The sequence below is a fragment of the Streptomyces sp. NPDC101132 genome (genome assembly GCF_044759225.1).
Lineage (GTDB): Bacteria > Actinomycetota > Actinomycetes > Streptomycetales > Streptomycetaceae > Streptomyces.
The window spans coordinates 63,986-82,138 of the sequence record NZ_JBIVYX010000011.1 but is presented as its reverse complement, the minus strand read 5'-3'; the positions used below and the strand labels follow the sequence as shown (position 1 = coordinate 82,138).

17 protein-coding genes, 1 tRNA gene and 1 other RNA gene are annotated in these 18,153 nt (G+C 69.4%); 9 read left to right on the top strand and 10 right to left on the bottom strand.

Annotated features, from left to right (window positions below; genetic code table 11):
* Positions 1-88: 88 nt before the first annotated feature.
* The 6 genes from ACIQUR_RS24830 to ACIQUR_RS24805 form a co-directional block, all read right to left on the bottom strand.
* Positions 89-589 (bottom strand): hypothetical protein, encoded by a 501-nt coding sequence (locus ACIQUR_RS24830; RefSeq protein ID WP_150161233.1) that lies wholly within the window; start codon positions 587-589, stop codon positions 89-91.
* A gap of 153 nt (positions 590-742) precedes the next feature.
* On the bottom strand, positions 743-1,096 hold the full coding sequence (locus ACIQUR_RS24825) for a hypothetical protein (protein ID WP_150161234.1): 354 nt from the start codon (positions 1,094-1,096) through the stop codon (positions 743-745).
* Between the two features lie 114 nt (positions 1,097-1,210).
* The gene (locus ACIQUR_RS24820) at positions 1,211-2,929 is read right to left on the bottom strand and encodes a mobilization protein (RefSeq protein ID WP_403668118.1); all 1,719 of its coding nucleotides are present in this window, start codon (positions 2,927-2,929) and stop codon (positions 1,211-1,213) included.
* On the bottom strand, positions 2,926-3,267 hold the full coding sequence (locus ACIQUR_RS24815) for a plasmid mobilization relaxosome protein MobC (protein WP_403668114.1): 342 nt from the start codon (positions 3,265-3,267) through the stop codon (positions 2,926-2,928). The genes ACIQUR_RS24820 and ACIQUR_RS24815 overlap by 4 nt, the downstream gene beginning before the upstream one ends.
* 327 nt (positions 3,268-3,594) lie before the next feature.
* The gene (locus tag ACIQUR_RS24810; RefSeq protein WP_403668111.1) at positions 3,595-4,950 is read right to left on the bottom strand and encodes a hypothetical protein; all 1,356 of its coding nucleotides are present in this window, start codon (positions 4,948-4,950) and stop codon (positions 3,595-3,597) included.
* Positions 4,951-5,201: 251 nt separating this feature from the next.
* Positions 5,202-6,722, bottom strand: a complete 1,521-nt coding sequence (locus ACIQUR_RS24805; RefSeq protein WP_403668108.1) for a DnaB-like helicase N-terminal domain-containing protein — start codon at positions 6,720-6,722, stop codon at positions 5,202-5,204.
* 322 nt (positions 6,723-7,044) lie between these two features.
* Here ACIQUR_RS24805 and ACIQUR_RS24800 point away from each other — a divergent pair, with 322 nt between their 5' ends.
* The 7 genes from ACIQUR_RS24800 (at position 7,045) to ACIQUR_RS24770 (ending at position 12,618) form a co-directional block, all read left to right on the top strand.
* Positions 7,045-7,539 carry a helix-turn-helix transcriptional regulator gene (locus tag ACIQUR_RS24800; protein WP_403668547.1) on the top strand — a complete coding sequence of 165 codons (495 nt, stop codon included), beginning with the start codon at positions 7,045-7,047 and terminating at the stop codon, positions 7,537-7,539.
* 170 nt (positions 7,540-7,709) lie between these two features.
* The gene (locus tag ACIQUR_RS24795) at positions 7,710-8,006 is read left to right on the top strand and encodes a helix-turn-helix domain-containing protein (RefSeq protein ID WP_399988516.1); all 297 of its coding nucleotides are present in this window, start codon (positions 7,710-7,712) and stop codon (positions 8,004-8,006) included.
* Complete coding sequence (locus ACIQUR_RS24790) at positions 8,003-9,769, top strand: tyrosine-type recombinase/integrase (RefSeq protein WP_403668105.1); 1,767 nt, start codon at positions 8,003-8,005, stop codon at positions 9,767-9,769. Before ACIQUR_RS24795 ends, ACIQUR_RS24790 begins: the two co-directional genes overlap by 4 nt.
* A gap of 55 nt (positions 9,770-9,824) precedes the next feature.
* Positions 9,825-10,337 (top strand): hypothetical protein, encoded by a 513-nt coding sequence (locus tag ACIQUR_RS24785; protein ID WP_403668103.1) that lies wholly within the window; start codon positions 9,825-9,827, stop codon positions 10,335-10,337.
* Positions 10,338-10,519: 182 nt separating this feature from the next.
* Positions 10,520-11,572 (top strand): hypothetical protein, encoded by a 1,053-nt coding sequence (locus ACIQUR_RS24780; RefSeq protein ID WP_403668100.1) that lies wholly within the window; start codon positions 10,520-10,522, stop codon positions 11,570-11,572.
* A 37-nt stretch (positions 11,573-11,609) separates the two neighbouring features.
* Positions 11,610-12,035 (top strand): hypothetical protein, encoded by a 426-nt coding sequence (locus ACIQUR_RS24775; RefSeq protein WP_403668097.1) that lies wholly within the window; start codon positions 11,610-11,612, stop codon positions 12,033-12,035.
* On the top strand, positions 12,028-12,618 hold the full coding sequence (locus ACIQUR_RS24770; protein ID WP_403668095.1) for a hypothetical protein: 591 nt from the start codon (positions 12,028-12,030) through the stop codon (positions 12,616-12,618). Before ACIQUR_RS24775 ends, ACIQUR_RS24770 begins: the two co-directional genes overlap by 8 nt.
* 26 nt (positions 12,619-12,644) lie before the next feature.
* Here the strand turns inward: ACIQUR_RS24770 and ACIQUR_RS24765 are convergent, their stop codons facing one another.
* The 4 genes from ACIQUR_RS24765 to ACIQUR_RS24750 form a co-directional block, all read right to left on the bottom strand.
* On the bottom strand, positions 12,645-13,394 hold the full coding sequence (locus ACIQUR_RS24765) for a PaeR7I family type II restriction endonuclease (RefSeq protein WP_200719248.1): 750 nt from the start codon (positions 13,392-13,394) through the stop codon (positions 12,645-12,647).
* Positions 13,395-13,420: 26 nt separating this feature from the next.
* The gene (locus ACIQUR_RS24760; protein WP_403668090.1) at positions 13,421-15,052 is read right to left on the bottom strand and encodes an Eco57I restriction-modification methylase domain-containing protein; all 1,632 of its coding nucleotides are present in this window, start codon (positions 15,050-15,052) and stop codon (positions 13,421-13,423) included.
* A gap of 81 nt (positions 15,053-15,133) precedes the next feature.
* Positions 15,134-15,301, bottom strand: a complete 168-nt coding sequence (locus ACIQUR_RS24755; RefSeq protein WP_403668087.1) for a hypothetical protein — start codon at positions 15,299-15,301, stop codon at positions 15,134-15,136.
* 103 nt (positions 15,302-15,404) lie between these two features.
* A tRNA-Ser gene (locus ACIQUR_RS24750) sits at positions 15,405-15,489 on the bottom strand.
* Positions 15,490-15,597: 108 nt separating this feature from the next.
* Here ACIQUR_RS24750 and ffs point away from each other — a divergent pair.
* Together ffs and ACIQUR_RS24740 are read left to right on the top strand one after the other, a co-directional pair.
* Positions 15,598-15,696, top strand: an RNA gene (ffs, locus tag ACIQUR_RS24745) — signal recognition particle sRNA small type.
* Between the two features lie 144 nt (positions 15,697-15,840).
* Positions 15,841-18,120 carry a DNA polymerase III subunit gamma and tau gene (locus ACIQUR_RS24740; protein ID WP_403668084.1) on the top strand — a complete coding sequence of 760 codons (2,280 nt, stop codon included), beginning with the start codon at positions 15,841-15,843 and terminating at the stop codon, positions 18,118-18,120.
* The last annotated feature ends 33 nt before the right edge of the window (positions 18,121-18,153 follow it).

The following is an 18,153-nucleotide window of genomic DNA, read 5'->3' as shown; positions in this document are numbered from 1 at the left end:
AGCAAGGCGCTGGATACGGTCTTGCCGACGCCGAGGAGATGCACCGACGGCTTCCTCGCCTCGCATGGCTGCTTCTCGGACCGAGCGTCTAGATGTAGTCGAAGTACCGAATCCACCAATCGACTGGCTCCCCGGGGCGGTAGGTAGCCAGAGGACTCAGGCCGTCGTACGGCCGGGTGAGCAGACGCTCGGGGATCGGTACGTAGCCCAGGTCCGTGAGAGCACGTTCGACCCTCCGCAGGTCGGCGACGTCGAGCGCATCCGCCTCCATCGCCTCCTCGGTATCGAAGTAGACGCCCGGGTTCTCTGCGGCCACGACCGCCATCGATCCGAAGTTGCTCACCGAAACGACGATTCGCTCCCCGCATGCCGTGGCCTCCGCTGGCACCTCGACCCTGGCATGCAGGCTCGCGTCCTGCACCTGGCGATCGGCCGTGCAGCGGGTGTCGAAGTCCGCGTCAAGCCTGACCACCAGACGCTCGAACAGCGCTCGCGTCGCCGCATGGTCGTAGCCGGGGGGACGTTCCACCAGCTCCGGATCGTCCAGGCGATGAAGGAGGGCTTTCAGGTCGGCATCGCTGTACGTCATCCACCCATGATGGCGAAGCAGCCATAAGCAGCACAGCTCGGTCGCAGACCGTGGGGTGGGGCCGGCCGACCAGACGGCGGGGTACGGCCGGTGGCAGGGATTAATCCCGACCACCGGCCGCCGATTCTTTTATCTGGCGCCTTTTCTGTGTGATCAGCCCTCCGTGTCGGCGCCCGCAGTGACGATGGTCTCCAACCGGCCGTACTCCAGCATGTCCTCGTGGGTCATGAAGGGGATGAGGACCTTGCGGTGCGGGATGACGTACTTGAACAGCAGCTCGGCCAGCTTCAGCACGGCCGCCTCTGCTTCGGCCCCGGCCTCTGGGTTGTGAACGTGGGCTCCGGCGGCCTGGAGTTCTTCGGCGGTTGCGCCACGGATGATGGCCTGCTCCTCCTCAGTGAAGAGGCGGCCATCGAGGCGGCGGAAGACCAGGGAATCAGCCGGGCCCTTGAAATCCATGTCGAATAGCAGCGCCATGACGTGGGGGCGAGGGGTGGAGTTGGGCATATGGACTCTCCTCAAGAGGGACGGGGTGAATACCGATGCATTCATGGTCCAGAGAATCGCCGGTTAGGCTAACCGGCGGTTGTCGTTTATGTTCGTCGGCTCGGTTTTTACGGTTCAGTGATGTCGCGGAGAAATGTGCGCGAGCCTGGCTCCGATGTGGGCGGGGCTCCCTGGCGTGGAGACGGCGCGGGCGCCGCTGGCTCGCCGGCCCTGGGAGTTCTGGGGATCAGCGGGGAGGTCGGCCATCCGCCGCAGCCGCCACACGAGCACGTCGCTCATGCGCTCCGCTGTGTCCAGCTCCCGTCGGGCAGCTGCCTGAGCGAGTAGGGCGGTGGGGTTGTGGCCGGCGGTTCGGGCTTCGTCGAGGGTGGCTGCGAGGGTGGGCCAGCCGGGTTCGGCGAGGATCCGGTCGGCCAGTTCGGGCAGGGCGTGGCGTACGGCGGTGGCGTGGTGGCGCTGCCAGGAGAGGGCCAGGCGGCTGCCCCGCTGGTGGAACAGGGCCATGGGGTGCCCGGCGGCGGACGGGTAGGCGGCACGGAGGTGTTCGGCCGCCTGCTGGGCGGCTTCGGCCTGCTGGGCGTGCTGTTTCCTGGCGTGCCAGTGCGCGGCGGCGGCGATCAGGAAGAACAGCATGTCGATGGCCATCGCGGTGGTGGCGCCATCCTCGCCTCGGCCGAGGGCCGGGCCGCTGTGGACGAGGTCGCGTGCGGCTTGGCGCAGAGCGTGGTCGTGGCCGCGTGCGGCGCGGATGTGGGAGCGAGAGGCGCGTTCGAACGCGGTGGCGGCGGCCTGGAGTTCGCGGCGGGTGTGGGCGGCGGAGGTCTGGGCGAGGGCGTCGAGGACTTCGCTGGCGGCGGCGACCTGCGCGGCGATGACGCCGTCGTCGCCGTGGTCGATGACGAGCAGTGCCTGCCAGGCGGCGCTGGTGGCACGCCGGCGTGCGGACGCGGGCCCGGTCACCTGGGGCAAGGCCGACTGCTGGGCGGGGTCGTCCGAGGCCGGAGTCCAGCGTTCGCGGATGCGGGGCAGGGAGAGATCCGGGGCGAGCTTGGAGCCGGAGTAGAAGACCGGCTCGCCCTTGGCGTTGCGGTCGCCGGGGAGGGCGACGGTGTAGCCGAGGTTGTCGCCCGACGGCGCGACGCGGCGCCGGATGAGCAGGCCGGCTGTGGTGAGGCGGTCGAAGAACTCCTCTTCGCTTGCCGCGCCGGCCACCGAGCGGCGGACAGCCTCGCGCAGTTCCTCACGCGGGGTGTGCTGCTGTCCCCGGCGTTCGGCTTTGTGGCGCTCGGCGCTCGTGGGGCGCTTGGCGGCGGTGCCATCGCCTGGTGTGATCCGGCGCAGGCCGTAGTCCGCTTCGATGAGGCGGGCCTCGGTCTGTGCGCGGCGGGCCTCGTTGTGTAGGCGGGGCCGTCGGCCGTCGTCGCGGACCAGGGTGGCGATGATGTGGATGTGGTCGTCGGCGTGGCGGACGGCGGCCCACCGGCAGGCGGCGTCGTCGCCGTCGGGGGCGATGCCGGTGGCGGCGACCATGCGGCGGGCGATGGCGGCCCAGTCGTCGTCGGACAGGATCGGGTCTTCGGGGCTGGCGCGTACGGACAGGTGCCACACGTGCTTCTTGGGGCGCCGGCCGACGGGCAGGGCGTTGACAGGCTGGTCGAGCAGCCGCTGAAGCTGCCCGTAGGTGGCCTGCGGGTCACGGCCGGGATCCGGGGTGAGCGGGTCGAAGGCGGCCACTAGATGGGGGTCGGTGTGCTCCTCATGGGTGCCGGGGCCGTACAGGTAGCGGATCAGCCCGATCGTCTCGCTGCCGCGCTTGTGAATACGGGGGATCACGCAGCGGCACCGCCGTCCCGGTGGGCGAGCAGAGCATCGGCGGCATCCTCCACGCGACGGGCTGCGCTTAGGACGGCCTGGGCGGTGGCGTCGAGGTGGGGTGCGTCGGCGCCAGAGTTGAGGGCCTTGGCGACCTGGTTGAACAGGCCGTGGATGCGACCCAGGTGCCGACGCGCGGTGAACAGTTCGTTGATGACTTCCCGTTCGGTGGCGATCTCGGCGGCGGTGCGGGTCAGGTCGAGGGCAGCCTTGTCGACGGCGTAGGCGAGGAAGGCGGCGTTGGTCATCTGGCACTGGGCGGCTGCGTCGGTGAAGCGCTTGTACTCGGCGTCGTTCATGCGGCAGCTGGGCTGGTGCAGGCGCTTGCGGGGCTTCGGCTGACGGGCGCGCTGACGCCGCCGCGAAAGGGGCTCGGTCTGCTGTCCCCCTCCTGGCTGCGGTCCGCCCTCGGCCGCAGCCTGTCGGTCCGGCGCCCCCTGGCGCAGGACCGGTACCGCCATCCCTGGGGCGGGACCTCCGGGAGCATTGCTCCCGGTACAACTTGCTCCGCCTGGTGCTGGGGTGTTGGTCGGCTGCTGCTGGGGAGTAGCGGGTTCGTGGTGGGCATCGTGCACTGGATTTCCCTCTCAGGTCATCGCTGCGGCGAGTAGTTGCGGTTTCGGGGATCAGGCACCTGTGCGCGTGGCCCCGAGCTGGGACTTGAATGCGCGGACGACTCGGCCTGCGTCGTTGCTGGCGACGCTGTAGCCGGCGTCGCGCACGGCGTCCTCCACTCGGTCGCGTCCGACGCTGCCGGTCTCCTCGTACATGCGGCGGGCAAACTGGAGGATGACTTCGTCGGGGGCGCTGGACTTGCGACCGGACCGCTTCGGCTTCGGCGTGGGGCGCTTGGCTGGTGGGGTGTGTGAGCCGCTGCCCGTGGATGGCGGAACGGCCTCTTGCGGGCGGGCCGCCCGATTCGGGCGGGCTGTTGTTTTCGGGCCGGAGCTGGCGGTGGGATCCGGGCGGGCAGATCGCGGGCGGGGTTCCTCGTCGCCCGGATCTGATGGGTGCGGGCGGGGGCGGTCTTCTGCCCGTCCGTCGCCGCCCGCCCGCTCGTCGGCGTCTGCCCGGGAGTGGTCGGGCTGTGCTGCGGGCTGCCCGGCGGGCGGGGCCCAGCGCTCGGGCAGGCCGATGGTGGCCAGAGCAGCTGCTTGGCGGCGGGTGGCGAGCTGGCGCAGTAGCTGCTCGTTGCGGCGCGGGTCGGCGTCGATGCCGGAGCGGGCGAGGGCCTTGGAAAGGCGGCGAACGATGCGCCGGCCCGCCCGCCCGGTCCGCTGCTCGGGCGTCATCTCGGCGAGGCGGGCGGCCAGCGCGACAGCCCTGTGCGTAGCCCGGTCGTGGATGATCTGGGCGGCGCCCTGGTCCTGCTCGACGATCCCCAGGCGCGCGAGCAGCCGCTCGCGGGCCTGCCGTGTGAGGACGGCTGCGAGCCCGCGGGAGGCGGCGTCGGGGGTCCGCTGGCGGAGCTCGATGCCCATGGCCAGGTGCCACAACACGGCGGCCATCACCGGGCCGGTGAAGGCACGCACGGTGCCGCCGACCGGGCCGGCCTCGGCATAGGCGGGGATGGTCTGCATGGCGGTGATCACCCAGACCAGGACTCCGGGCAGGCCGGCCGCCTGCCGCGGTCCGTGCAGGTTCTGGCGGGCCATCAGGGCCATTGAGAACAGGGCGAGCTCGGCGGCGGCGAACATCGCGGCGCGCTCGGCGGTGTTGCGCATGTCGAGGTAGTGGGCGGCGAACCGCCAGCTGGTGTCAGCGCTGTACGCGGTGCACACGAGCGCCGCCACGGTCGCAGTGACGACTGCGGCCGAGAGGCGCCGCTTCCGATCGTGGGTGCGGTGTTGGCTGCGTCGCGGCCTCAGCAGGCCCGCGAGCAGTGCGCCGGCGGCGACGGCCAGGACGGCCACGGGCAGGAGCGGACCATCGGTGAACGGGAGCGAAGCGGTGGCGAGCATGTCGGTTATGGCAGGGGGCATGTACGGGGTTACTCCGGGGAGAGTGAGAAGGCGATCACGGCGTTCACGGATGGGGGCGTACACGCGGGCCCCCTTCTAAAGGGGGCCCCGCGCGTGATCGCTTGGGTGCGTGTACGGCGTGGACGCCCATGTGATCGCTCTACCTGCGGTTTTGCGGTGAGCGTGAGCGCTGTGAGCGGTTCACGGCGGTCTGCGGGCGCGAGGGCCGCGTGGACGGTTGCGTGAACGCTTTCAAGGGTTCGGTGCGGGGCTCAGCCGACGGCGGTGAGGTGGCGGGCGGAGGCGTAGTAGCGAGCCTGCTGGCCGCCTCCGGCCCCTCCGGCGATGCCCTCTGCCTTGTTGGCCAGACCGTCGTCGACGAGGCGACTGAGGTGTCGTCGCGCCTTCTCGATGTCGGCGCGTTCGGGGTCGCCGCCGCCGATGAGGATGGTCGCCAGCTCGCGTGCGCTCAGCCCGTTGGGGGCGTTGCGCAGCAGGGCGGCGGGGTCCTTGGTGGGGTCGACGGTGGTGGTGCCTCGCACGTGGTCGTGGGTGACGTCCAGCGGGCCGACTTCACCGGTGGAGGTCTTGAGGTGGTGCAAGGTGACCGCGGGGTCGCCTGCCCGGCCGGTGACGAACAGGACGCTGCCTGCGCCGGAGGTGAACCAGGTGGAGCCGTAGACCTGGTCGAGGCTGGGGCGCTGTCCGCGTGGCGCGTCGGCGGTGGCCTTCCGCTGGTGGTGCAGCTCCATGATCTCCACGCCGTTGCGAATAGCGCGCATGCGGGCGTTGTGGAAGGCGACCGCGAGGCTGTCGTCGACCATCGTGCTGACCGCGTCCTTGAGGCTGTCGATCACGATGGTGTCGGCCTGGTGGGCGGCGGCAAGGTCGGCGAGGAGGTCGGGCTCCTTGTCGAGGGTGGCGGGCAGCGGACCTTCCCAGACCACGAGCCGCTCGCGCAGGATCTTCTCGTCGGTGGGGAAGACGCGGCGAGCCATGGCCTTGGCGATCTGCTTGGGGCGGTCCATCGCCAGGTAGAGCACGCGCCTGCTGGGGGCGACGGGCATCTCCAGGACGGTCTCCTGCAGGCCGATGCGGGCGAAGATCACCTGATGGGCCAGGGTCGTCTTGCCGACGCCCGGAGCGCCGACGATCATCAGACTCTCGCCAGAGGCCCAGACGGTCTTCTCGCGGGTGCCCCACAGGGGCTCGGTGTCCGCGCCGCTCTCTTTGACGAACGACCATCCGTTGGTGGCGAAGCGGGACAGCCGTCCCTGTCCCGAGGCGAGTGCGCGCTCGCGTTCGGCGCGTACTTCCGCTTCGACCTCGCTGCGGATCGCCTCGGGATCAGCGCCGGGTTCCTGGGCCTGCTGGAGGGTCCGTACAGCGGAGGTCATCAGGCGGCGTAGGTCGGCCTTCGCGCGGACGATCTCCGCGTGGTGCTCGGCGCTGCCGGTGCCGTAGGGCGCGTCGGCGAGCTGGAACACATAGGTGGGACCGCCGACCCGTTGCAGATCGCCTTGCTGCTGGAGCAGTTCGGTGAGGACGATCGGGTCGGTCGGCTTGTCCTCGCGGTGCTGGGTAAGGAGCGCGCGCCAGATGGTCTCGTGCGCGGGCCGGTAAAAGGCGTCGTCGCCGAGGACGGGCCGGACCGCGTCGATGACGTCGGCTTTGTGCATGCAGGCGCCAAGGACCGCGCGCTCGGCGTCCAGGTTGAACGGAGGTTCCGTCGGGGTGGGACCTTCGTCGAAGTGGGATGGCGTCTGGGTTGGCAGGGTCGTACCCTGGGTCACGGAGCTCCTCATCCGGCAGGCCATTACGGGGCGGCAACCCCGGCCTCCGGTTTCGATCGTTCAGGGATGGATGGTTGTGCGGTGGAGCCTCTACTTCGGCCCCGGTGTTCGTAGCACCGGGGCCGCTTGCGTGTGCGGATCCGTCCGCTGCTGTACGGCGGACTACGACCATAGCCGAGATTTTCGGCAGCGCAACGCCTTGCATTTCACTCCGCAACGATGTTTAGTTGTGGATGCTGGCCCCAGTGGACCCGTTGTCGCGTGAAGGGAGGTGCGAGTGAGCGGTGAGGAAGGTGCGGAGCGCGCCGGCCCCGGTCGTCCGATGCCGGAGGAGCACGTCGCCGCACGCATCAAGCTGGAGCGCGAGGTCCGCGGTTGGAGCACGGTGAAGCTCGCCGAGGAGATGGCCGCCGTCGGCCATCCGATCAACCAGTCGGCGATCTGGCGCATCGAGAGCGGCAAACCCCGTCGCAGGGTCAACCTCGACGAGGCGCTCGGCTTCTGCAAGGTCTTCGACATCACCATGCAGGACCTGACGGGGCCGCCAGGAGAGCTGGCCACGCCCCGCATTCGTGAGCTTGTCCGTGAGTACGTCCAGATGACGCGGGAGTACCACCAACTGCGAGCGGCGATCGACCGGAACCAGATGCACCTGCACGAGATCGACATGGAACTCAATGCATACGGGGACAAGGGCCCCGAGCAGAGAGGACAGGTCGACGAACTCCTCCGCCTCGAAGAACGGGCCCTGCAGAGGAGCCTGCACCCATCGCGGGCGCACCTGCGAAACCAGGGGCAGCCACCCACCGGCGAATAGTCGGCTGCTGCCCCTTTCACGGCGCTACGAACGCCGAGAACCCCCACGCCCGGCGACATCCGTCGCCGACGATCATCCGCCGACCCATCCATCCCTGAACGACGCCACCGGCCAGGCCGACGGGAGTTGCCGCTCCCGCGACGCCGCGATGCCGGCGGGAGGAGTACCCCATGCCGCAGCCTGCGCTGCCCATTTCCCAGATAGCCCAGCTCCTGGACGTCCCCGAAGACGCCCTGCGCACCTTGATGGTCGAGCGGCGATCCGCCGGCGACACGACCCTGGTCGCCCTCACCGTTGCCGAGGCAGCTCGCCGGATCGGCATCGGCCGCACCAAGCTGTACGAGTACGTCTCCTCCGGCGAGATCGCCTCGGTCAAGATCGGCAGCTTGCGCCGCATCCCAGCGGAGGCGGTGAACGACTTCCTGGCCCGCCGACTGTCGGCGTCCGACTTCGGGGCCGCCGCGTGACGCGAGACTCCGCACCGAAGTCCCGCCAGCCCAACGGCGCCTCGTCCATCTACCTCGGTAAGGACGGCCGGTGGCACGGCCGTGTCACCGTCGGCGTCAAGGACGACGGCACCCCGGACCGGCGCCACGTCAGCCGCAAGACCCGCCCCGAGGTCACCAAGGTCGTCCGGGAGCTGGAGCGCCAGCGCGACAAGGGCGCCGTCCGCAAGGCCGGCCAGTCCTGGACCGTGAAGACCTGGCTCACCCACTGGGTCGAGAACATCGCCGCCGCGCACGTCTCGGAGAACACCATCGACGGCTACCGCGTCGCGGTGAACCACCACCTCATCCCCGGCCTGGGCGCCCACCGCCTGGAGAAGCTCGACCCCGAACACCTGGAGCGCTTCTACAAGAAGATGCAGGACAACGGCAGCGCCGCCGGCACCGCCCACCAGGCGCACCGCACCCTCCGTACCGCGCTCAACGAAGCCGTGCGCCGTGGGCACGCCGTCCGGAATCCGGCGACGATCGCGAAGGCCCCGCGCCTCGAAGAGGACGAAGTCGAGCCGTACTCGGTCGAGGAGGTCCAACGCCTCCTGGCGGAGGCGGGGAAGCACCGCAACGCGGCCCGCTGGGTCATCGCCTTGGCGCTCGGACTCCGTCAGGGCGAGGTCCTCGGCATGCAGTGGACCGACATCGACTTCGAGCTCGGAGTCATCCGCGTCCGACGAGGCCGCCTCCGGCCCCGCTACGAGCACGGCTGCGGTAACCGCTGCGGGCGCAAGCCCGGCCACTGCCCGCAGAAGATCAACGTCCGGCGCGAGACCAAGAGCGTGAAGTCACGAGCCGGTCAGCGGCCCATCGGCGTTCCGGACGAGCTGATGGCCCTGCTCCGACGGCACAAGGAGGAGCAGGGCCGAGAGCGCGCTCTCGCTCGTGACCTCTGGACGGAGAAGGAGTACGTCTTCACCTCGCCGGTCGGCGAACCCCTGAACCCGAACACCGACTTCCACCGGTGGAAGGACCTGCTGAAGGCTGCGGGGGTTCGCGACGGCCGCCTTCACGACGCCCGACACACGGCGGCCACGGTCCTGCTCATCCTCGGGATCTCCGATGCCGTCGTCGACAGCATCATGGGCTGGGAGCCTGGCAAGTCCGCACGGATGCGCCGCCGCTACCAGCACATGACCGGCCCCGTCCTGCAGCAGACTGCTGCCAAGATCGGAGCCCTGCTCTGGGCCGTGCCTGCGGACGCCGCGGAGGAGGTCGGCTCCCGTGCCGCCGTGCGCTCCGGCCCTGCCTCGGTCGACTCAGCTGTCTACCTCGCTGACCTTGGCGGCCGACGCCTGGCCTTCGCCGCCCGCGAGCTCGCGGAGCAAGTGATTGCGCAATGGAGCGAGGACCGGCCAGGCCAGGCGGCACAGGTCGAGGAGATGGGGCGGGAACACTGGGAGGCCGAGGCGGGAGGTGGAGCCCAGCTCATCCGCCATGAGGTTCCCGACCGCCGAATGGTGCACCACGCTCATGCCGTGTTCCTGACGGGAGGCGAACGGCTCAACGTCGGGAGTCCTGCCCGATGGTCGACTTGGGCCTGGGACTTCGAGCCTGATCTGTACACGGACCTGCCAGTCCGCTGGCACACTTCTCGTCGGCCAGGCCAGGAGATCGAGGCCCACGTGCGTGGCACGGACGAGAGCGCGGTCTCGTCGGCCTACGGGGAGGCGTGCGCACAGGCTGTGGACCGGGCGCGTAATCCCGCCACGTACGGCGATGGGCAAAGTTAGCGGCCCGCAGCGCGGACGAACGCGCTGCGAAGGAGAGCAATGGAGGCCCCACGGCATGAAGTACAAGAACGAAGCCGAGATCATGCGCGCGCTCGGGATCGACACATGGAGGCATCTCTCCAAGGAGAAAGCGGTCAGGTTCGCGGCCATGATGCCTGACATGGACACCGAAGTGGCCATGAAGATCGTCGAACAGTTCCCCGAGTTCAGGAAGTTCGCCACGGATGCCTTCGGAGCCATCGAGAAGGCCCACGAGGCCACTCTCGCGGACGGCAGGCATAGCCTGGATCAGGTCTACCAGGCCCTCCGGGAGAACCGGGTGATCTTCGAGCGAGAACTCCACAAAGGCGACCTGACCTGGGAGCAGAGGAAGCACCTCCTCGAACTCATCCAGGAAACGGCAAGACTTGCTTCTCAGAAGGACACTGAGCACAAGCGTCACGTGGATGGTCTGCTGAAGAAGACCATGCTCGGTGTCGGATCCGCGCTCGTTCTGGGTGTGGTCTTCGTTGGAGGCCGGATCCTGGCGCAGGGCAGGGAAGAACCCGATGACTCCGGGGAGTCGTGACCCGGTGGGCGGCGCCGGCCCGTGATCTAGGTGACCGTCTCGTCGACGGGGCTGCGCTGGGCTATGCCCCTGCTGTGCGCGGGGGCGTTGTCAGTGGTGTGCGTCAGACTTGGAAGACGGCACACACCCGTGTCGGCCGTCTGTCTACGCCTCTCACTCCTCTGCACCCGCAAGGAACGGTCATGGCACATCTGCACAAGCAGTTCGACGACCTGCTCACCCTGATCAACGTAGAACCCGACGTCCTCGCGGCGACGCGCGAACGTCTCGTGTTGGCCCGCACGTTGGCTGAGAAGCATCCCGAGGGCCGTACGTCCTACAGCTCGGGTTCGATCCCCGTTGGCACACACGTTCAGCCGCACGGGGGAGCCGTCAGCGACGGGGACGGCGGGATCATCCTGGACCGTGTCCGGCACCCGGAGCTTGGTCCTGACGGCGAAGGGGAGGCCCCGCACGCCGTCACCGACGAACTTGTCGCGTTCATCGGTCCGAAGCTCCGCGACCCGGAGCGCACCCCGTCATACCCCAAAGCGCGAGTGTGCAAGTCCAGGCGGGGCCTCAAGATTCATTTCGGTGCTCCGGTTAACGGCACGGATGTCACGGTTGATCTCATCGTGGCGCTGCGCCGCCGCGATGGGCGCGGACTATGGATCCCCGACCTGGAGCGGGCCCAGGGCTCCAAGAAGGCATGGAGTGCCAGCGACCCCCAGGGCCACGTGGAGCTGTTGACATCCGGCGCCGACACCCTGCGGCGCACTCGGCGCCGCGCCATCCGCATCCTCAAGGCGTGGAATGCTCAGGCAACGAAGCCAGGCTTTTCCTCACACCAACTCTCCGTGTGGGCATATGAGTTCGTCGAGCCGCGAATGGGCCTCGTCGGCGCGGTCCACGCGGTGCTGCGGGAGGCCGCCCTGCGCCTCCAGCGTGGCGAGCCGACCAAGGATCCGCGCTCCGTCTCGCCCGACCTCAAGCCGCTGATCCCCGACGCGGACGCGGAGCGGCGGCTGCGGGTCGCCGCCGACAAGCTCGCGAAGGCCATAGCTGACCCCGACGACATCGACACGGTGGCGGAGGTCTTGGAGCAGCTCTTCCCCAAGACGATGCGTGAACGAGAGCGCGCCTTCTCCGCCGCCTCCACTCCCCTGAGCACCACCGCCAGCCTCGGTTTCGCCGGCGCGAGTCTGCTCCTTCCGAAGACGCGTTCGTGGAGGGAGGACGTGTCCGTTGAGCGGTGACCGGCGTCCCGCGCGCCGTCCTTGGTTCGCCCGTCCCGTGGCCCGCGACAAGTTGTTGACCGGGATGAGCTCAACGGGGCTCGACGTGCGCGAGGTGGACAGGCCCGCCGACTTCGCGTCCGGTTTCACTGTCCAGGTCTACCCGCACGTGCAGATCCTGCCCTCGCACAGTCTCCGTATCGTCTTCGCTCCCGGCGATCCGGCATTCCCCCGCGTCCACGCACGCGGACCCGACTGTCCCGCCCACCGCAACTCCGACGGCTCCCTTTGCCTCTGGTACCCGAAGGACGCCCCCTCGCGCCGCTGGTCGCCCGGGGACGGCGGGCGACTCCTCGTCGCGATCATCGTCCGCCATCTGCGCTGGGAGTCTGCCTATCGCTCCACCGGCGTCTGGCCGGGCTTCGAAGCACCCCACGGCCTCGGTTCACCGGGCCTCGACGAACAGGACCACATCATTGGCTGACGCGATCAAGGCATTCGGCCCCTACGCCGCCGTTCTGGCCGCAATCGTGACCGGCCTCGTCCTCGGCGTCCAGGCGCGGATTATCCGCCGCGCCCAACTGCGCGAGCGGAAGCAGGAACTGTTCGCGAGCGCGTATGAAGTGAGCATCCAGTACGCGGAGATGGCCTATGCCGTGCGTCGTCGCCGAGCGGACGTCGCCGCCGAGGAGCGGGTCCGTCTGTCGGAGCAGCTGCGGGAGATCCAGTCCAGACTGACCTGGCACGAGGCGTGGGTCCGTTTCGAGGCTCCGGAGGTGGGCGCAGCGTATGACGAACTCGTCGCCCGTACCCGGACGGTGGCCGGGCAGAGCATGAAGGACGCGTGGCGCTCGGCCCCAGCAGCGGACGACACGGCGATGGTGATCCCGACGTCGGTCGTCGACCTGCGGGCGCTGGCGGATGTCCGCGAGCGATACATGACCGCAGTGGAAGCGCACCTTCGCCCCCGGGGCCGGTCCCGCCGCCTCCTCTCGCGCCCGCGCCGCGCCCTGCCGCCTTCTCCCGTGCCCGCTCCCCCGCCCGGTACTGGCCCTGGACCCACGTGATCACCGACGCCCTCGAACGGCTCGATTCAGAGTGTCAATTCGTCGAATACATCGTCCGGCAGCGTCTTGATGTACGCGATGCGTGCACGGATGGCTGCCTCGAGATTGGCCAACGACAAGCTCACCGAGGGCTCGATGAAGTGTTCGCTGCCCGCCTCGGCGGTGAGTAGCGCAGCAGCGTCGTAGTTGCCCTCTTTGACCATGCGCTCGAAGAAGATCTTGTACCGTCCTATGTACGACGCTCCCTCGAAGATTGGGTCCGGCGGAAACGGCATGTTCTTGGGCAACTCGACCTTTGTCAATGATTTCGGCGCGCGTTCTACGAGCATGATGAAACCGAACCAGGGCTTCAACTTGCCGAATAGGCCGCGCTCTGCGGCCATCTTGGAGTCGGCCGCGAGCCCGAGGGCTTCCTCCGTCCGGTTGTTGAAGTTGTTGCTGAACGAGGGGCCTCGCTGGGACTTGAACTCCAGCGCCGCGATCAGGGAGCCGCGGTAGAGCACCAGGAGATCCCAGTTCTTCGCCGGTCGAAAGTACGCTGGCAGATGGTTGTGACCGGTCGTGCGCACCTCAAGGCTGATGTCAGGATCGGCGCGCCAGATCTTCGCCACGACTTCCTGCATCGCGTCCATCTGCTTGCCGCCGGTGACGGCTGCGCGATTGCCGGTGTCCTTCACCCCGGTCGCTTGCCCCTGCTTCGCGGCCTGTAGATCCAGGCCCTTCCAGTAACCGAGAACAGCGGCGCGCCAGGTCTCGACAGGTGTCAGGTCGCTCATGGCCCCCTCTTCTTCTATCTGGATATTCAGATGCTGCCGACGGGCAGCCCGTACGCTTCTTCGGCCGCACGCGTCGCAGCCGCCCTGTCGCCAGCGCGGAACGCGTCACGGAGCCTGGAGGCGATGTCGTCGGGGATCGCTTCGGGGCGCGGAACGGCGATCTTCCGCAGGTACTGCGCCTGGAATCGCAGAGTGCCGCCACGCATCTTCACGCCGTAGGCACTCACGAAGGCTTCTGCGATCCGGGACAGCAGCAACCCGCCAAGCACTTCCATGTCCCACGACGACGAGACGATGTAGTACAGGTTGTGGTGCGGGTAGTAGCCACCCGGCTCCAGCACCGGCGTGATCTGGGCTTTCATGTCCTGAAGAAGTAGCTTCGGCTGTTCGGCGAGGCCCGGGTAGACCTTGTCGATCGTGCGGTGCCAGGTGTTCGGGTTCTTCCTCGCGACGAAGCGCTTCTTGACGTTCGGGTGCGACGCAAGCGCGTCCGCGAACTTCGGGTAGTCCGCGAGATCCACGAGCCTGCCTTCGTCGTCCCACGGGTTCAGCAGCATCTTCGAAGGCGTTGTGAGACGACCTGCGCGAATGTCGTCGGCCATGACGATGGGTGTCAGCCGATCTTGCTCGACGTCGATGGCAGCGTCTGAGCTGACGATGTAGGCCCTGTCGGCTCCGGTCGCGACCCCAATGCTGATCTTCGTCGTGCCGTCGGCTTCTAGCGTCGGGAAATTCTCCTGCAGGTGCTCCAGCAGCTTGATGGTGTGAGGGGATCCCGCGGGCCAGAAGTCGTCGGTCTCGAACCAGTTGGGCAGGCGTGCACCCTCCCAACCCTGGCCTGAAGCCTCCTCCGCCGTGCCCCGCACGAACGCCAGGGCCTCACTCGCGGAGGCCGCTCCGAATGCGGCAGTAGTGTCGATGAACGTGGAGCTGCCCTGCTCGGAGTTGGCCAGTACCGTGATCGCCGGATAGGCCGAGACCTCTGCTTCAAATGCGTCCACGTCGTGCAGCTGCCACACAGACTCGACCGCGTAGCGTGAGGTCACGAGACCCCGCAGGTGCTTCCCGTAGGCGTTCCGCATCCAACGGTCCGCGCAGATGAAGCCAACCTTCCCGCCCCTTGCGAGCATGGACAGCGAACGCTCGTAGAAGCCGACGTAAATGTCCGCCCGTCCACGCATCGTCCGCCATGTCTTGCGGTAGGCGGCCTCGGTCTCATCATCGAGATCCTCGGTGCGGATGTACGGCGGGTTGCCGATCACGAAATCGACATCCGTCGGTACCTCGTCGAGAAGGAAGTCGCCGTGACGCACCCAGCCTGCAGACAGGGCTCGGGCCTCTGTGGGACTTGCCCCAGCGGCTTGGAGCATGTCTGCCGACTTCTTCCGGCAGGTCGCGACATGCTCGTGCTGGAGATCGAGACCGTACAGACAGTCAGCCAGCGCCGACAGCTCCGTGCCATGGAGCTTCGCAGACTCGAGCAGTCGCTCCAGTACGGGGACGAAAAACGCTCCGGATCCGATCGACGGCTCAACGAGCTTCATCCGGGTGAGGTCCTTGTTTGCCGTATAGCCGACCAGATCAAGAATCGTCTCGACGACCCATCGACGGGTGAAGACCTCGCCGTACTCGACTTCGTCGGGGGCAGCTGCAGCCATGGGTTCCTCTCGTCATGGCTCACTGCACGAGCCCTCACCTCAAGGCTATCGGTGGGCACGACCGCCAGAGGACTCCCGCAACTACTCGGTTTCGTGGCTCCACGGCGGCTCGTCGAAGCTCTCCTCCATGATCAGCAGAGTCCAGCCTCCTTGGGCGCCTCCGGCAGCAGGCACGTGACGCAGCAGGGCAGCCGCCGGCTGATCAACCTCGGACTCACTCGCACCACAGGCGCGGTCGCGCAGGTTCATGACCGTCCGCTCGCGCCAACTGAGACCAAAACTGAGACCACGCAATGACGAAGGGCCCGGCCGCTGAGCGGTCGGACCCTTCGTTTGCCCTGGTGGGCGGCTGCGGAGGATACGAGATTCGAACTCGTGAGGGGTTGCCCCCAACACGCTTTCCAAGCGTGCGCCCTAGGCCTCTAGGCGAATCCTCCGCCGCAAACAATACAAGACGTTGAGGGGTGCTAGCGAACGTGATCGGCGACGGGGGTTCCCGAGGGGGAGCGGGGTCGATCGCCGGGCCTTCCATCCGCTACGCTGGCCCCAGCCCCTCACGTGGCGCTATCTCACCCAACTCCCCCAGGGCCGGAAGGCAGCAAGGGTAAGTGGGCTCTGGCGGGTGCGTGAGGGGCGCTTTGCGTTCCGGGCGGGGTACGGGTGCGCGTTGCGGGGCGGATGCCGGTTCCGGTGGGTGGCGCGGGTGTGGGCGCGGCTCGGCCGCTGGGCCGCGGGCCGGGGGATGCGGCGGCGCCCGGTTGTCGGCGGGCCCGGATAACCTCGTAAACGTGTCGTCCCTTGCGCTGTACCGCCGCTATCGCCCCGAGTCGTTCGCCGAGGTCATCGGGCAGGAGCATGTCACTGCACCGCTGATGCAGGCCCTGCGGAACAACCGGGTCAATCACGCGTACCTGTTCTCCGGGCCGCGCGGCTGTGGCAAGACGACCAGCGCGCGCATCCTCGCCAGGTGCCTCAACTGTGAGCAAGGTCCCACCCCCACGCCCTGCGGGGAGTGCCAGTCCTGCCGGGACCTGGCCAGGAACGGCCCGGGCTCGATCGACGTGATCGAGATCGACGCCGCGTCCCACGGTGGTGTCGACGACGCCCGTGACCTGCGGGAGAAGGCCTTCTTCGGGCCCGCCTCCAGCCGGTACAAGATCTACATCATCGACGAGGCCCACATGGTCACGTCGGCGGGCTTCAACGCGCTGCTCAAGGTGGTCGAGGAGCCGCCGGAGCACCTCAAGTTCATCTTCGCCACGACCGAGCCCGAGAAGGTCATCGGGACCATCCGGTCGCGCACCCACCACTACCCCTTCCGCCTCGTGCCGCCCGGCACCCTGCGCGAGTACCTCGGCGAGGTGTGCGGGCGGGAGGGCATCCCGGTCGAGGACGGCGTGCTGCCGCTGGTCGTGCGGGCCGGCGCGGGTTCCGTGCGTGACTCGATGTCCGTCATGGACCAGCTGCTGGCCGGCGCGGCGGAGGACGGTGTGACGTACGCCATGGCGACGTCCCTCCTCGGGTACACGGACGGCTCGCTGCTCGACTCGGTGGTGGACGCCTTCGCCGCCGGGGACGGCGCGGCCGCCTTCGAGGTCGTCGACCGGGTGATCGAGGGCGGCAACGACCCGCGCCGGTTCGTCGCCGACCTGCTGGAGCGGCTGCGCGACCTGGTGATCCTCGCCGCCGTGCCCGACGCGGGCGAGAAGGGGCTCATCGACGCCCCCGCCGACGTCGTGGAGCGGATGCAGGCCCAGGCCTCCGTCTTCGGTGCCGCCGAGCTGAGCCGCGCGGCGGACCTGGTGAACGCGGGGCTGACCGAGATGCGCGGGGCCACCTCGCCCCGGCTCCAGCTCGAACTGATCTGCGCCCGGGTGCTGCTGCCCGCGGCGTACGACGACGAGCGCTCCGTACAGGCCCGCCTCGACCGCCTGGAGCGCGGCGGTGCCGCCCTCGCCGCGGCGGCCGGTGCCCTGCCCGGCGGCCCGGCCGTGGGCCCGGCCATGGGGTACGTCCCCGGGCCCGAGGCCCACCAGATGGCTCCGGTCGCGCCCGGTGGCGGTGCCGCCGCGGCCCGTGCGGCGGTACGCGGCTCCGGTGCCGCGCCCACTCCGGCCCCCGCCGCGCCCACCCCCGCCCCCGCCGCGGAGGTCCCGGCCGCCGCTCCGCCCGCGCACGCCGCCCCCGAAGCTCCGGCCACCCCGCCGCAGCCCCAGCACCAGCCGCAGCCGCAGGCCGCCGCGCCCGGCGCCTGGCCGGGCGCCGCCCAGCCCGGCTCCGGCCTGCCCGCGTCCCCGACGGCCCCGGCGACTCCGGCCGCGCCCGCCCCCGCGGCACCCGCCGCCCCCCAGCGGGGCGCCTGGCCCAGCGCGGCACAGCCGGGCTCCGGCGTCCCCGCCCCGGCCCAGCCCGCACCCGCCCCCGCTCCGCAGCAGGCTCCGGCGCAGCCCCAGGCCGCGTCCCAGTCCGCCGCCCCGGCGCAGCCCTCGCCCGGCATGGCGCAGGGCGCCGGCCAGGTCCAGGCGATGTGGCCCGGCATCCTGGAGGCGGTCAAGAACCGCCGCCGTTTCACGTGGATCCTGCTCAGCCAGAACGCGCAGGTCACCGGCTTCGACGGCACGACGCTCCAGCTCGGCTTCCCGAACCCGGGCGCGCGCGACAACTTCTCCAGCAGCGGCAGCGAGGACGTGCTCAAGCAGGTCCTCGCCGAACAGTTCCAGGTGAACTGGAAGATCGACGCCGTGGTCGGCGGCGCCCCCGCCGGCGGCCCGGGCCTGGCGGCCGGGGCCCCGTACGGCGCGCCGTCCGCGCCCGTACAGCCGCAGGCGTACGCCCCCGCCCCGGCGGCGCCCGCTCCCCCGGCCGCGCCGTACCAGTCCCCGGCGGCCCAGCCGCCCGCGGCCGAGCCGCCCCGTGCCCACCAGCCCCCCGCCCCCGCGCCGGTCGCCCCCGAGGACGACGTGCCGGAGGAGGACGACCCGGACCTGGTCGAGAGCGCCCTCACGGGTCACGACCTGATCGTGCGGGAGCTCGGGGCCACGGTGGTGGAGGAATATACGAACGAGTAGGGCGGCCTCCTTGGGTGCCCGCACAAAGATCTC